Consider the following 272-nt stretch of genomic DNA (forward strand, 5'->3'; position numbering starts at 1 on the left):
TTGCTGACGTTCGCGGCGCTCGCGTACCTGATGTGGAAATCCCGCGCGGCGGCTATCCGCAGCAAGCGCGACAAGGCGATGTTCCTCGCTTTTGTCAGTCACGAGATCCGCACGCCGATGCAGACGGTGCTGTCGTCGCTCGAATTCCTGCAGCGTTCGCGGCTTTCCGTGCAGCAGGGCGGCCGGGTGGATGCGGCCGCATCGGCTGCCGAAACGCTGCTGACGCTGCTCGACGATATCCTCGACTACTCGCGTCTCGAGTCGCGCAAGGT

Annotated in this window: 1 protein-coding gene; it reads left to right on the top strand. The window is 64.3% G+C overall.

All coding sequences use genetic code 11. The annotated features are described in order from the left end of the window. Positions 1-272 (top strand): histidine kinase dimerization/phospho-acceptor domain-containing protein (locus AAEY79_RS14925; protein ID WP_352289171.1); only part of this gene is annotated, 272 nt, incomplete at both ends.

Source organism: Psychrobacter sp. GW64-MNA-CIBAN-0177 (assembly GCF_040309585.1).
GTDB lineage: Bacteria > Pseudomonadota > Gammaproteobacteria > Pseudomonadales > Moraxellaceae > Psychrobacter > Psychrobacter okhotskensis.